This is a genomic window from Chryseobacterium foetidum (genome assembly GCF_025457425.1).
In the GTDB taxonomy this organism is placed as follows: Bacteria; Bacteroidota; Bacteroidia; order Flavobacteriales; family Weeksellaceae; genus Chryseobacterium; species Chryseobacterium foetidum.
The window spans coordinates 2,737,917-2,752,792 of record NZ_JAMXIA010000001.1; the positions used below are offsets into that span (position 1 = coordinate 2,737,917).

The 14,876-nt window shown below is 34.8% G+C and carries 12 protein-coding genes; 4 read left to right on the top strand and 8 right to left on the bottom strand.

Annotated elements, in window-relative coordinates; all coding sequences use genetic code 11:
- The first annotated feature begins 56 nt into the window (after positions 1 to 56).
- The 3 genes from NG809_RS12800 (at position 57) to NG809_RS12810 (ending at position 2,586) form a co-directional block, all read left to right on the top strand.
- Positions 57 to 614: a DUF5606 family protein gene (locus tag NG809_RS12800; RefSeq protein WP_262151219.1), complete on the top strand. Its 558-nt coding sequence runs from the start codon at positions 57 to 59 to the stop codon at positions 612 to 614.
- Positions 615 to 875: 261 nt separating this feature from the next.
- A complete protein-coding gene (gene mazG, locus NG809_RS12805; RefSeq protein WP_262151220.1) occupies positions 876 to 1,649 on the top strand; it encodes a nucleoside triphosphate pyrophosphohydrolase in 774 nt (257 codons plus the stop codon).
- A 70-nt stretch (positions 1,650 to 1,719) separates the two neighbouring features.
- On the top strand, positions 1,720 to 2,586 hold the full coding sequence (locus NG809_RS12810; protein WP_262151222.1) for a hypothetical protein: 867 nt from the start codon (positions 1,720 to 1,722) through the stop codon (positions 2,584 to 2,586).
- A 78-nt stretch (positions 2,587 to 2,664) separates the two neighbouring features.
- Here the strand turns inward: NG809_RS12810 and NG809_RS12815 are convergent, their stop codons facing one another.
- Complete coding sequence (locus NG809_RS12815) at positions 2,665 to 6,378, bottom strand: metallophosphoesterase (RefSeq protein ID WP_262151224.1); 3,714 nt, start codon at positions 6,376 to 6,378, stop codon at positions 2,665 to 2,667.
- 25 nt (positions 6,379 to 6,403) lie between these two features.
- On the opposite strand from NG809_RS12815, the gene NG809_RS12820 reads away from it, so the two are divergent.
- Entirely contained in the window at positions 6,404 to 7,567 is a 1,164-nt protein-coding gene (locus NG809_RS12820; RefSeq protein ID WP_262151226.1) for a Pycsar system effector family protein, read from the top strand.
- A gap of 67 nt (positions 7,568 to 7,634) precedes the next feature.
- On the opposite strand, the gene NG809_RS12825 is transcribed toward NG809_RS12820, so the two are convergent.
- From NG809_RS12825 to NG809_RS12855, 7 genes are all read right to left on the bottom strand, one after another.
- Positions 7,635 to 9,926, bottom strand: a complete 2,292-nt coding sequence (locus tag NG809_RS12825; protein WP_262151227.1) for a GAF domain-containing protein — start codon at positions 9,924 to 9,926, stop codon at positions 7,635 to 7,637.
- A gap of 136 nt (positions 9,927 to 10,062) precedes the next feature.
- Positions 10,063 to 10,719 carry a DUF4412 domain-containing protein gene (locus tag NG809_RS12830; protein ID WP_262151229.1) on the bottom strand — a complete coding sequence of 219 codons (657 nt, stop codon included), beginning with the start codon at positions 10,717 to 10,719 and terminating at the stop codon, positions 10,063 to 10,065.
- Positions 10,720 to 10,850: 131 nt separating this feature from the next.
- Positions 10,851 to 12,038, bottom strand: coding sequence for a hypothetical protein (locus tag NG809_RS12835; RefSeq protein WP_262151231.1), 1,188 nt, complete (start codon positions 12,036 to 12,038; stop codon positions 10,851 to 10,853).
- A gap of 61 nt (positions 12,039 to 12,099) precedes the next feature.
- Positions 12,100 to 12,546, bottom strand: a complete 447-nt coding sequence (locus tag NG809_RS12840; protein WP_262151232.1) for a hypothetical protein — start codon at positions 12,544 to 12,546, stop codon at positions 12,100 to 12,102.
- A 14-nt stretch (positions 12,547 to 12,560) separates the two neighbouring features.
- Positions 12,561 to 12,968: a hypothetical protein gene (locus NG809_RS12845; RefSeq protein ID WP_262151234.1), complete on the bottom strand. Its 408-nt coding sequence runs from the start codon at positions 12,966 to 12,968 to the stop codon at positions 12,561 to 12,563.
- A 6-nt stretch (positions 12,969 to 12,974) separates the two neighbouring features.
- Complete coding sequence (locus NG809_RS12850; RefSeq protein WP_262151237.1) at positions 12,975 to 14,657, bottom strand: N-acetylmuramoyl-L-alanine amidase; 1,683 nt, start codon at positions 14,655 to 14,657, stop codon at positions 12,975 to 12,977.
- Positions 14,548 to 14,865: a hypothetical protein gene (locus tag NG809_RS12855; protein ID WP_262151239.1), complete on the bottom strand. Its 318-nt coding sequence runs from the start codon at positions 14,863 to 14,865 to the stop codon at positions 14,548 to 14,550. Before NG809_RS12855 ends, NG809_RS12850 begins: the two co-directional genes overlap by 110 nt.
- Positions 14,866 to 14,876 lie beyond the last annotated feature (11 nt).

Genomic DNA, 14,876 nt, shown 5'->3' on the forward strand with positions numbered 1-14,876 from the left:
AAAAAAAGAAAATAAACAGGTAAAAGGCAGTTGTATATTGCCACAAAAACAAGATTATGCAGTTAGAAAAAATAATTTCGATTTCCGGAAAACCGGGACTTTTCAAACTGGTTTCTCAGCTTAGAAACGGTTTTATCATTGAAGATGTTACAAACAAAAAGAAAGTGAGCATCGGAAATTCAAGTCAGGTAAGTCTTTTAGACAATATTGCAATGTTTACTTTTGATAAGGAAGTGCCTTTGTTTGAAGTATTTGAAAATATTGCAAAAAACTATGACTATAAAGAAACAATTTCTCACAAATCTTCAGAAGCAGAACTGAAGGAATTTATGAGTGCTTCGCTTCCAAACTACGATACAGAAAGAGTATATGTTTCTGATATCAAGAAGCTAGCTCAATGGTACAACACGCTTCACAAGGCAGGTTACATCACTCCTGAAAGTTTTGTAAAAGCAGAGTCTGAAACTGTAGAAGGAGAAGCGGCAGAGGAAATCAACGTAGAAAAAGAAGCTCCTAAAAAAGCTCCAAAAGCAGAAAAACCGGCAACACCAAAAGTAAAGGCGAGCACCGGAGCGAAAGCAGCTACCAAGAGTACACACAGAAAAATGGGATAATTTATTTATCTGAATTAATACAAACCTCGTCAGCAATGATGAGGTTTTTTTGTCTGAATAAATGATTTTGTAAAATTTCTTCTTCCCCCAACCCTAAAGGGAGGAAGAAATTTTTAATCCAGATGTGTACATAAAAATCAACTTACACCCTGTCGGGTCGGGAAAGTAAATTGATTTTTATTTTGAACAGACACTAAAGAATTTTTATTATAATTAAATTTGCCTTAACCCTAACCTTAACCTTAACCTTAACCTAAAAAAATGAACACCAGACAGGAAAAACTCGAAGCTTTCGGAAGACTTTTAGATATTATGGATGATCTTCGTGAGAAATGTCCGTGGGATCAGAAACAGACGCTACAAACCCTTCGCCATCTGACTTTGGAAGAAACTTATGAGCTTTCTGATGCACTTTTGCAGGAAGATTTAACGGAAATAAAAAAAGAACTCGGCGATGTGCTTTTACATTTGGTTTTTTATGCCAAAATAGGTTCCGAAAAAGAAAGTTTCGATATTGCTGATGTCATCAATTCTTTAAATGAAAAACTGATTTTCCGTCATCCTCACATTTACGGCAATACCGAAGTGAAAGACGAGGAAGAAGTAAAACAAAACTGGGAAAAATTAAAATTAAAAGAGGGCAACAAATCTATTTTGGGTGGTGTTCCCAAAGGTTTGCCGAGCATGGTAAAAGCTTATCGAATTCAGGATAAAGTAAAAGGAATTGGTTTTGAATTTCACGATGCCGAAGATGCGTGGAAAAAAGTGGATGAGGAAATCAAAGAATTTCATGATGAAACCGATTTAAGTAAGAAAGAAATGGAACTGGGCGACGTATTTTTCTCCCTAATTAATTATGCCAGAATTTCAGGTTTAAATCCCGATTCTGCTTTGGAAAGAACCAATCTAAAATTCATATCAAGATTTCAGAAAATGGAAGAGCTTGCAGCTGAGGCAGGTTTAAAATTAGCTGATATGAATTTGGAGGAAATGGACGAACTTTGGGATAAAGCGAAAAGAAAATTGAAAGAATAACTTAAATAATTGTAACTTAAGTGTACATTTAAGTTTGAAATATTTCTAAAATCTATATAAAATATCTGTCATGAAATTCACCTACATTTTCGCTATACTTCTATTAAACTGCAACCCAAAAACACCGGAAAACTCAGCAACCCAAGATTTACAACCTGAATTTTCCCTTCCCAAAAAACTGAAGGAAGTTTCGGGAATGGCAATTTCACAAGACCAAAAAACAATTTGGGCCATTGAAGATGCTGGAAATAAAAATGTGGTGTACGGTCTAGATTTAAAAGGCAATCTTATCACAGATGTTTTGGTGGAAAATGCCGAAAACAACGACTGGGAAGACATTACAAAAGACAACGCAGGAAATATCTACATCGGAGATTTCGGGAATAATGAAAACGAAAGACGGAATCTTTCCATTATTAAACTTGATTTAAAAAACAGTTCACAAAAATCTACGAAAATCGTTCAGACCACGAAGTTTCATTACGAAGGACAAACTGAATTTCCGCCAAAAAAATCAAATTTACTGTACGATTGCGAAGCTTTCGTAGAAAAGGACGGCAGTTTTTATCTCTTCACAAAAAACCGAAGTAAAGGATTTGACGGAAGTTTTCTTGTGTTCCAAATTCCAAATAAAGAAGGTGATTTTGAAGCGAAATTAATTGGAAAATTGAAACTGGAGGGAGGTTACAACGATGCTGCCATTACTTCAGCTTCTATTAATTCTAAAAATGAAATCGTTCTTTTGACGCACAAAAATATTCATGTAGTTTCCGGTTTTACAAATGATAATTTTAATTCAGCTAAAATTCAGAAATTATCTTTAAACCATAATTCCCAAAAAGAGGCTATAGTTTTTCTTGATGATAAAACTGTGCTGATTGCCGATGAAAAGGATAAAAAAGAAGGTGGAAATGTGTATAGATTCGAATTGAAATAGTTCATGTAAAAAACAAACCTTCAAGGTTTCAAAAACCTTGAAGGTTTACTCACTCTTCAAATAAAAAAGGCACTGCCTTTAGAAACTCATTCCCACACCACCGGAAATTCTTCCGCCGTCAGATCCGATAAAATAATCCAGTCTGGCAGAAATCATATCCAGAATTCCAAGCCAGAAGCCGGCGCCGACACCTTGATGCCATGTATCTGAAATTTCATGGTCATTCCAGACTCTGCCCAAATCGTATCCAACCAAAATTCCCATATTGGCAGGAACGATACTGTTTTTCACACGTCCAAAGTCCCAGCGAACTTCTGCACTGTTGACGAAATAAGATTTCCCTGAAAATCTTTCATTTCTGTAAGCACGCAGACCGTTTCTTCCGCCGATGCTTGCCGCCTGATAAAATTCAAAATTATTGTTGTTAATAATCATCGCATTGGCTGAATTGGCAAATACAAATTTCCCGTTTTTATCGATTCTTCTGAAGAGATTCAGAGTTCCCTGGTAAGCCACGAAATTCTGGTCAAAATTTGCAAAATTTGTTTTCCAGCCTGCGTTTAGAATCAATTCCATTCCTAAAGTAGGGAAGGCTTTGCTGTCGGAATTTTTAAAACTAAAAGTATAGTTGGCACCACCAAACTGCTGTCCGTTAAAAACTTCAGGATTTACATCCGGAGAAACTGCGATGAAGCGGTCATCGTTTCTCTGCACTTCAGAATGCTCAAAACTCAACTGAAACTGGTGCTTCAGATTGAGCCAGCTCGTTTTAGAAATGGAAGGAGCAACTTTGATCTGGGAAATTCTAACTCTATTAAAATTTCTGCTGATTTCTTTATTAAACTCACTCTCATTCGACAATCCAAAGAAAGTTCTTGCAAAATGAGGAGTCGTGTAGTACGCATCAACATTGGCATCCCAGCCGAAAATTGCCTTTTTGAAAACACCTTTATACCCTAAATTGAATCCTCCGGTAGCGGTATACAGATTAGCACTCAAAGAATGCTTTTGTGTAAACGGATCGCGGATGAAATTGTTGACGGTATAATTAGCAACAAATCCCAAAATTACCCCATCATCAGGATTAAAATCAGCATTCGGATAGCCGGCGAAAAAGTTGTATTTTGGGTGTTTCCAGTTGTAGGTATTGGCTTCGTAGTCGTTGGTTAAATGTTTTGATGCTCCTTTGGTTTCATACGTATTTTTCTGCGATTTAAAATCGTAAATTTTCACTTTACTTCCGTTGGAAACTCTGTATACATCATGGTTGTAGCCACCAATCAGGCGGATGTTAATTTTAGATTTTCCTTCGCCGTTCACTTCATAAATATCGTCGTCTTCCAATCCGTAAACCCAGATTTCTTTGGTTAAAGTATCGTTATAGGTTTTTTCGAAAACCAGTTTTTCTTTCTGACTTTTGTCGTCGAGTTCGTATTGTTTTACAGTAACCAAACCATCAGATTCCTTTGTAATTACAAATTTATCTTTGTTAATGGTACCTGCGATCGGAACTTTTTCTTCCAGGACAGAAGCGTATTTTGTTGCATATTTTCCCAAATCCTGTTTTCTGACCTTGAGCTTTCTCTGAATATCGGCAATCGTTTCATCCTGAACTTCTTTCGGAAGGTTTTTGAAAGCTTCATCAATATCTTTGTCTGTAATGTTTTGCTGAATAAATTCTGCCTGCGCATTCCACTGTTTTTCGCTGGCGGCTTTCAGAATAATTAAATCCAGCGGATAAGGTTCCATATTCATCCACTTCACATTTTTGATTTCATCTTTAAAAGATTTCATGTGACGGATCATCGGAATATTCATAATCACTTTAAAAGCAGCACCATCATAATTGCTGAACGCCTGATCGTGATCTCTCGGAATAGGTTTGTAAAAAACATTTTTTCCGTTTTTATATTCTGCCCATTTCCATTGGTCTTCGTGTCTGTCCCAGTCGCCGATGAGCATGTCAAAAAGTCTCGCACGGATGTACAAATCCTGATCGACAGCATGATTGCTGTTTTTCTGAAGATTTTTAATTAAATCAGCTGTCGAGATAATATCTGTAGCATTTTCCAGTGAAGCCAAAGTTTTGGGATCAGATGAAAAACGCTCTTCAATCATATACATTTCGTCACCATAATTTTGGTTAAACTGACTGAGTTGCTTTTGTTTCGGAATATAATATAACTTTGGATTGCTGTGAAAAAGACCGATTTTATCCGCAAGATTATTCACTGAAAACGCAGTAAAAGGATGACTTGTAGTGTAGAAATCCATTAAAAATCTTTCAGGAAAAGTATTCGAAAGTTCAGAACCAAAACTACTTTTCTTAAAACCCTGATTGTTTAAAAAACGGATGGCATTTTTCTTCACGCCACGCATCACAAATTCCTGTCCGTCCTTCGATTGCAGTCTCAAGCTGTTCGACTGATTTCCACCACCTTCACGGAAAGGTGTGTAGCCTCCGTTTAAAGTTGATAAGTCTGAAACCTCATTGGTGATAGGTATTGCGTAATATTTTCTGTAATGATCTCCCCAAAGCCAGCTGTAAAATTTTCCGCGTTTCGTCATTTTTTCAGTGTAGACCGTACTTGTGAAAGTGGCAGGTAAATCTGAAGGATAATTATTGACAAATTCTTTCGGAGTTTCTTTCACCTGAATATTTGAAAGGCTTTTCAGTTCATTATTTTTTGCTGAAAAATATTCTACATCAGCACTTTGATCATTTCTTAAATTTAACACAGCAAAACCGCTTCCGCCAAAGGAAAAATCAGATTTTGAAGCAATTGTAACAGGGTCAGTTTTTGAGCCGGCTCCGCTGATGATCTGTCTTAGATTTTTATCTGAATGATACTGCAGATTGTGATCATGTCCCGAAACAAAAATCACATTTTCTTTGTCCTGAACGATGTTTTTAATTCTTCCGGCAAATTCTGCATAATGATTATTGCTGAGGTCTTCCATGCTCGCTCCCGACGAACTTCGCAAAGTATTAATCAAAGTGGCAACGCCCGGAACCGGAAGTTTTCCCTGAAATGAAGACAGATGCGATTTTGCAGAATTGAATCCGGCATGTACACCCGAACTGATGATCGGATGATGCACTGCAACGATAATTCTTTTATCCTGATTTTTTACGATTAGATCTTTAAATTCTGTATAAAAATCTTCCTTTGTTTTGATATCACAACCTTTATTGATGCCGGGATATTTGTCCCAGTCGATCAGTGCCCATTCAGAATCGATGATGATCAGCTTAATGTCTTTGGTTAAATTAATGTCATCAATCGGGCATGAATTTTTTGGTAAAAATGATTTTTTATCATTGAGATAGGTTTTTACGAAATCTTCCTGAGCCTTTAAGCCTTGCAGACCGTGGTACCAATCGTGATTTCCGGGAATCACAAGTGTTTTTCCTTTAAAATTTTTGGTAACAGCCAGTTGATTTTCCATTTTTACCCTAGCAGAATCGTAGTCTTTGCTGCCTTCTTTCGGCATCCCAAGTGGGTAGATGTTGTCTCCCAAAAAGATGACCATCGAATTTTTATCTGCGGAATCGAGTTTGTTTTTAAGAAGATTTAAGGTGTTTTGAGCCTGCTTTTCGTTAGCGTTTCCGGCATCACCGATCAGGAAAAGTTTAAAATCATTCTCAGTTTTGGTCTGTGAAACAGGGATTTCCCGCAATTCTTTTCCTTTCTGAACTTTGTAGGTTGCGCAGGAACAGAGCACAGAAAGTATGATAAAGCCATTAATGAAACGGCTATTTTTAAGGGATTTAATACAAGATAAATTCATACATTTACATTAAGAAAAATCTGCAATGAATATTTTAGATAAGGCTAAAAATCACGTAGAAAGCTTATTCAAAGATAAGTTATCTTCGGTTTACTTTTACCATAATTTTATTCACACCTCTTTTGCCGTTCAGAAGGCGGAAGAGATCATTAAACACAGCCATATTTCTGAAGTTGAAAGGGAAAAAATTATACTTGCTTTGTGGTTTCACGACGTGGGATTTACAGACTGCAATGCCGAAGGACACGAGGCGAGAGGAGCTGTTTTAATGAGAGATTTTCTCAGAAAAGATAATTTTTCTGATGAGTATATTGAAGAAGTGGAAAAGCTGATTCTTTCCACAGAAAAATACCATCAGCCGCAAAACATGGCGGAGATGATTATGAAAGATGCAGATTTCAGTCATTTTGCGAGCCCGTTTTATAATGATTCTGCGGAAGCGCTCAGAAAAGAATGGGAACTCACCGGAGGACCGTGTTTTTCAACCGATGAATGGAATGTGCTGAATGTGGATTTTCTGAAAAATAAACATTCGTATTTTACTGATTATGCGAAAGAAAACTGGGAACCTTTAAAGCAAAAAAACGTCAGAAAAATAGAAAAAAAGCTGGAAAAAGAAGATAAACCTAAAAAAGAAAAGCCTGAGAAAAAAGAAGAAAAATCTGACCGCAGCGTTGATACCCTTTTCAGAGTTACTTTAAATAATCACACAAGGCTGAGCGATATTGCCGACAGCAAGGCAAATATTCTGCTTTCTGTAAATGCAATAATTATTTCAGTGGGTCTTTCTGTTTTGGTTCCGAAACTGGATACGCCGAAAAATACGCACTTGATTATTCCTACATTTTTGCTTTTGCTGTCGAGTGTTTTAACAATTATTTTCGCAATTCTCTCAACAAAACCGAATGTCACAAAAACCAATTTTACGAAGCAAGATGTTGCTGACAGAAAGGTAAATCTTTTGTTTTTTGGAAATTTTCATCAGATGATGTTTGATGATTTTCAGACATCGATGCGGGATTTAATTAAAGACAGGGAATATATTTATGATTCGATGATGAAAGATTTATATTTTTTAGGTAAAGTTTTAGACAGAAAATATAAATTACTTTCAATTACCTATCAGATTTTTATGGCGGGAATCATTATTTCTGTGCTGTCTTTTGCATATGCTTTTATGACTTTGTAGGTTAATAGATTTTTTCGAATGCTGATTTTGCCCTTTCAGGACTTTCAAAAAAGTTATTCTGATTAATTTAAGCCAAAGATACCCGCATTGCCAAAAGTCCGGAAGCGCCTTGAAGATCTTCAACCCGCAATAATTCAACATCATTTTTCAGGATGCCGGTTTTCTGAAGTCGGGAAATATAATTAAGATATTCTTTCTGATTTTCCATACCGAAATAGACGATGGTAATTTTACCGGGACAGGTGATTCTTTCGGTAGAATCTTTAATTTTAGCCTTTTCCAGACGTTTTTTAATGATTTCATAAAAAGAATTGTGGGCTCCGTCTACATCGAATCTTTTCTCATCCATTCGGAAACGGATATCAATTCTTTCATTGTAAACAAAGATCAGGGAAGCAATTTCCAGTGAGACAGGAAGCTGTTTACTGAAATTTTCAAACTCATGCTCAATTTTACAGATTGTTTTCAGTTGCCAGTATCTTAATTCATTGAGTTGCTTTGGAGTATAGCTGATTGAAGGATTAAGATTCTGACCGATGTACAGGTTGTGCTCTACGCCATCAGATTTAAACCTCTCAAAGTAATGCGGATAAATTTCCTGCGCTTCCATCTGACTTTCATCCAAAATATCAGCGATTTTACGGTTGATTAATGTGATCGATTCGTCCAGTTTCCTACGGTTGGAGTAGAATAGACTGTTAACTGAATACACTTTTGAAAAATAATTTTTGATACTTTCAGGCGATTTTATCTCAAGTTGTGCCTGTAAAAAAGGATGGATTTCTTCTCTGAGAAAATACTGAAATCTCTGTTCTGTATCGGCTTTAAAATCATTATTGAGTTCGTTTTCAAAAACGTCGAGAGCGAGAAGGTATTTTTCACTTTCAGGAAAATTCAGATCAGTAAAAAGCTGATGAAGACAATCTATCTGTTCGTTTAGGTCTTCCAACATCAGTTGAAAACGTTTGTCTGAAGAAGAACGGATGTCTGAAACGCCGAAAAGCGGACTGAGATTTTTGAAGCTTATTTCACGTAAGGTATATAATTTTTTTTGAAGTGATGCATTAAAATATTTTTCGGCTTCGTTCCTGAATTTCCAGATGACAGAATTGTGAATCGTGGTGTATTCCCGTTGGATAATTGCTTCAATCTGATTGTCCCGCTCGTGTTTAAAACGGTTAAGAGAAAATACCAAAATGTCGCTCAAAGAATCCAGTTTTCGGAGTTTAAGTCCGTTAAAACTTCCTGCGATTTCTGAAGTGAATTCCATTAAAGCCAAAACTTCACCTTCATGAACAATCGGGATCACCATAAAACTTTTGATGTTGTTTTTGGTTAATACCGAAAAATTGGGTGTGTTTTTAATTTCATCATCAAAATTGTCTACATCGGAAATGACAATGGGTTTTGGATTGTATTTAATATTTTGAAATGCCGTTTTCTGCATTTTTTCATCGTAAAGATTGATCCAGAAATCGAGAAGGTAATTGCTGAAAACGTTTTCGTAGATGGGAAGTTTTTCCAGCTTCTGATGTTGATGATCCATGAGCATCAGTCCGAAATTGAGTTCGGCAACATCAAAATAAGATTTAAAAATTTCCTTTAAATTTTCGTTTGGAAGCGGGTTTTCGGGATCAATCTGAATCATTGTAGATTTCAGGTCTGATAACGCTACTTCTGAGGTACAGTCTACGAGAGAAAAAATATTGAAGCCTTTCAGCATCCACGATTGCGGCGGGAAATGCTTCTTCCAAAGACTTACATCATCCAGATTTTCAAGGAGAATTTCGATCTCACTGTCGGTGGGAAAGTTATTTTGATCTATTGGAATGATCTCTGAGAAATCTGAGTTTACTGTAATTTTATAATGTCGGATAATTCCGTGCTGATCCGGAATGTCATAATAAAAAGGGATTATAAATTTGATATCTTTTTTAAAATACAGCTGAACGATGATGCAGCAGGAAAGCACATACATCTCATCCTGCGTCATATCCCGAAATTCAAGAGTAAAATTGTGCCCTGCATCTGAAAGTATTTTCCTGAACCGCTCTGTGTAATTAAACGAAATATCGGTAAAGGGAATACTTGCCGCTTTGATTTCATTGTGCGTAAGACCGGTAGGGAAGAGGTCTGCCAGCAACATTCTGATAAGATCCTTATGTTTGGTGAGTAAAGAAAAATCCTGCGAACCTTCACAAAGCTCGGGGAATTTTTTAAACCTTTCGATGACCGATTGTGCGTAGTTGACGCGATATTCCAGTCTGTCGTTGTAGCGGATATGTTCCAGCACATCCAAATATTTTTTGAATGATAAATACACCTGAAACGGACTGTCGTCGTGAAAAAATTCTGACACTAATGAAAAAATTGGAGGTTAAAGGTAGGAAAATTAATGAAAATTTTTGCCTGATTGAAAGGTTTAAATTTAAAAGTAAGACAAAAAAAATACAACCCGAAGATTGTATTTTGATATTGTTTTTACGAAGATTTGATTAACCTCCCATCTGTGCCATTTCTTCTTCAGTCATTACCTTGTAACCTTCAGGAATAGTAAGGTTGAAAATTGCAGGCGATACAGTTTTGTCGAAATTAGTTGCTTCAAAACGAACATTCATTCCCTGCTGCATTGTAGAAAATTCTAATGGAACACCTTCGATTCCGTTTGAAAACTGCTCCTGACCAGCTAAAGTTGTTTTAATATCGGTTGTAACCCACAATACTGAGTCGTCACCTTTTCCTTCAGGATCTTTGATCACATACTTTTTACAGTTGAAACCCAGAATTTTTTTCGTTTCAGAAGTTGCAACCGGCTTTCCGATTTTATCTTTATCTACTTTCTTTTTAGAAATAGATTCGATGTTGTTGGCAATTTTCTGTCCCATTACTTCTACCAGAACAATACCTTTATCTGCCTTGGTATCCATCACACTTTTCATTTTCATAAAGCTGCCCATCGTAACATCTGCTGCAGATTTGTCTTTCATAAAATAAAGCTGCATTGTAGATCCCTGCATCATCGGAATAGCTGCTGCCATCTGAGGATTATCGCTGGAAAATTCCATTTTGTAGGTAAGCTGACCTTCGGTGGTTTGTGCTGATAATGTTCCTAAAGAAAGAATCATCATCAACGTAAGAACAAGTGATTTCATTTTTTTTGATTTAATATTTATTGGGTTTAAAGATAGGGAGAATTTTTGATTGGGATAAACTTGTAAAATTTGATTTATCATTTATATTTTTTTCGATAATACTATGTTTCTACACAACTCTATGTAAATATTTATTCCATTCCTGGATAAGTGATTCCACCTGTTTTTGTGTCATCCCAAAATTGTTTAAAATCAGAAATACCGTAAAAATTATTTTTTTTGAATTCTTCTTCATATTTTTTACCACCATCATCACTTCCAAGAATACTGAAAAAATCGTAGTCTCTATTTTTTTTTGAAACAACTTTGGTACAGAAATAGGCTATTTTTCCAAGTACTTCAGCTTTATTCGAAAATTTATTATCAAAATCTGAACTATTACTGTTTACCTTTTTTGATAAGTACTCGGATATTGCATTCAAATATTTTGTTTTGTCTTCTTCGGATGACTTAGAAATTACGTCAAATAGTTTCTGATTTATATTGAATTTTCCATCACATTTTTCTATCCAAAGAACTTTACCCAATTCATCTAAGTTCGAACTGTTTTTTTCTAAAACAAACTTATTTAAATCTTCGTCATTATAGTAGCCGTGAATTTTAACCAAAGATTCTAAAAAGGGTTTGTCATTAAATTTCAACCAAGTAAAATCTGCCTTACTGTCATTAAACAAGTATTTGTTTCTAGCAACAGTTGTTTGAATTGTTAGATTACGTTGTTGCATTAATTTACTTTCATTTCTCCACTTTTTTATTTTTATTTTGTCACCACTTTTGTTTAAATATTCTGTAGAAAGCATTTTTTCATAATCTATTATTGCGGGATATTTTTTTTCGTAATCTATCAATTCAGGAATAGCGAGCAGCGGTGCTATAAATTTATTGTGTTTAAATATAAAGTTACCATCGAAATCAATTACATTATTTTTAAAATAAATAGGATCTCGTGAACATTTACTAAAATTATTAATATAGATAAATTCCTTATTTGAGGAATAATCTATTTCGCGTGTGAATATTGATTTTATTTTTATTTTGAATTCTTCATTATTCAGACTTTTAAATCCATGTTTTTTTAAAATTTCTGTTAAAAGTTGTTCTTCAATTTTAAGATCATCATCGGAATATTCTATTTGATAATCTACCGCATCGCCAATCGTTGCTTTTACACCTTTCTCCAACTGTTTTTTTAGTGTTGTAATTTCGTTATCCATAGAAGTGTGATCTTTTTGATTATTTTTTTGTGTACTCGTGGCTTCTTTTTGACAAGAAGCTAGAAAAAGAATGAATGTACTTATAAATACTAAATGTTTTTTCACTAATCTCTGTATTTGATTTTTTTTTTGCCACTGTTAACAACTTAATATCACTACCTAAAGATTAATTTCGAATGATTTCATCAAGATTTAAATTTTTTAAATCTGTTTTTAACTTAATTTCTTTTTGTAACCATTCTTCATTACCAGTTTTTGCGGTTACTCCCAAAGTTGCTATAAAAATTTTTTCAATGAATAAAACCTTATTTTTATAGAATACAGGAATTACTATTTTTCTAAAAGGTTTTTGATATTGGTCTGCATATTCTAAAACCAAATTAAATGTTTGATTGTTTTTTGTATTGGTTTCTATCGCAATAAAATCACATTCAAAAATTTTACTGAAGAACGTCTTATCATCTATTTTGGCATCTAATCTATAACCTGCTTCATTTTTTTCTACAAGTAAAACATCCTTAGTATCATCTTTATTAAAATCTATCTCATAATTTTTTGCTCTTGTAAGCACGTTTGCATTGTTTTGAGAAAATGAGGAATCTTCTTCCGTCATATTTTCTTTTGATTTTAAAAAATATTTATTGCAATTCGGTAAATCACAGCCCAAAATAATGGTTTCTTTTCCATTAAAGAGAGAGAGAGGTAAGAACCGCCATTAATTTGTACATTATATTTTTTTCCTTTGTAAGAAAAATTCTTAATTTCAATATTACAAGGTGTAGCAGGATATGAAAAATGCCATTCGTTTTCTGTAATTTCCGAGGACAACTTCATTATCTCATCAATATCTTTTTTTGTAAGAGACCAATTTTTATCTCTCCCAGATACTTTCTCACCCGTTGAATATTCATTTTGACAATTTGCCAAATATATTTCAATTTCTTGTTTATCATTTACTTTTACATCTTTATCTTGTCCTTTACATGATAAAATAAATAAAAATAATATTGTGAGATGTATAAATGTATTTTTCATAGTAAGTTATAAATAGTCTTTAATAGCATTGAAGACAACCTGTCCTTCTCCACTTTGTTTGGGAGCTAAATGTTCGTGGCAATCTATTTTGCTGTTATCTAAATTATAATATTTTAACAAAGCTTTTACAAGGCAGGCTACAGATTTTGCTTGCGGCTCTGTTAATTCTTCCCATCCGGTAACAGGATTTTGACCCCTTAAACCTAATGTTGGTTTTCCATTTCTATCAATTGCAAAGCCTACAACTTCTATTCCGACAGATTTAGAATTCCAACCAGCACAATGCCATGTTACTTTTGAGAGATTGGCTGTTTGTGTAATCGTTCCATCCTTTCCAACGATAAAATGTGTTCCATAGTGATCTATGCCTCCCCTTTTATTTCTTCTACCACTTTTAAAAGCATTTATACAAGCATCCGTTGTACCTCCCGCTGTTCTGTGCAATATTATTTTTTGGATACTTGATTTTGGATCCCGGAAGTTTGCTTGCTCAAGGACACCCACACGATTTTTTGTTATCCTAGAGCTTTTTATAAATCCATCTTCAATAGCAAATGTGTCGAGGCAGATACATTCGCTTAAACCACTTGAGCAGGCGGTATTCTCTTTAGCTTCTTCTTTTTTTCCTAAGTTACAACATGATTGAGGATATTTGAATATTGTTTTTAATGCATTTACCGCATTTACTCTTTGATTATAACCATTAATTGAGGAAGGCTTTGTAGCATTAGGCTTATTAACGAGTCGGGATGTATCAAAAATACTATCCTTATCTGCAAATGGATTGATATTTCCCATATCATTGTATTTCCAATACCATCCGCTAGATTTTGCTGCAGCTTCAATATCAGTTGAAACAATTTTTGGATTAGTAATAACATTATAACCCGAATCTTCTTCAAATTTCTTATAATTTCCTGATAATGTTAGATGTATAAATCCTCTTCCTCTGTAGGGATCATACCAAAGTTTATCCTTGGAATTACCTTCTACACTCCTCATAAAACCACCAGTTTCATGATAGCATTGTGCAAGAAAATGTATTTTTCTGATACAAGATGATATATCGTATTTATTAAAGGTTTTATTAAGAACTTCTGCAAATTTTGAATATGATTTATCAACAAATTGTTCATGACCTGCGGTGAACAGATTGTCCTTATTCCATTTGTAGAAATTTTCACCGGCATCATCAAATGTTGCTTTTCTCATTGCTACAATCATTTCCTTAAGTTCTTCTGGAGATATTTCTTTTTCACCACAGTAACATTCACAATTTTCCTCTTTCTTTTCCACTGTCGTCTCTTTCACCACCGCCGGCGATTTTCCCTCCGGCTGTTGCACAGTAGGAAGTTGTTCTTTTATAATGGTTCCTTTTGCTTCCAACCAATCCCACAGCTCTTTTGCTTTATCTACAGCAATATCTCCAATTCCTTTTTCCTCTTTCATGCTCGGAGGTTTCTGTTCTGCTGGAGAGTCTTTAGCTTTCGGGATAGCTTCCGCAGGGGAATCTCTTACCTCTCCATTAATAAGAGGAAGAGGATTGTTGACGTGAATATTCTTTGTAGCGTGTTTCTTTCTAGCATAATATTCTACCGTAACATAAAATTCTAATTGCTTTACATCTGCTTCGCCTTTTCTTCTCCCAATTTTCGGTTTCTGTACGATTTTCAGCTTCAGTTTTGTCATCGGTTTCTTTATCATGTTCATCATCCTCATTCATGCAATCATTTTCATCCTTATAGTCATTTTCTTCTATTAAAAACTGAGGATCTTCAGGAATTAAAACAGTCGTTCCTGTCGGGATTTCTTCGATGATGATTTCATTTTCCGGACAGTTCAGGTTATGAAATGTTCTGAGAAAATTTTCATCTTTAATACTAAATTTTTTTTGCAATACTGGCAAAG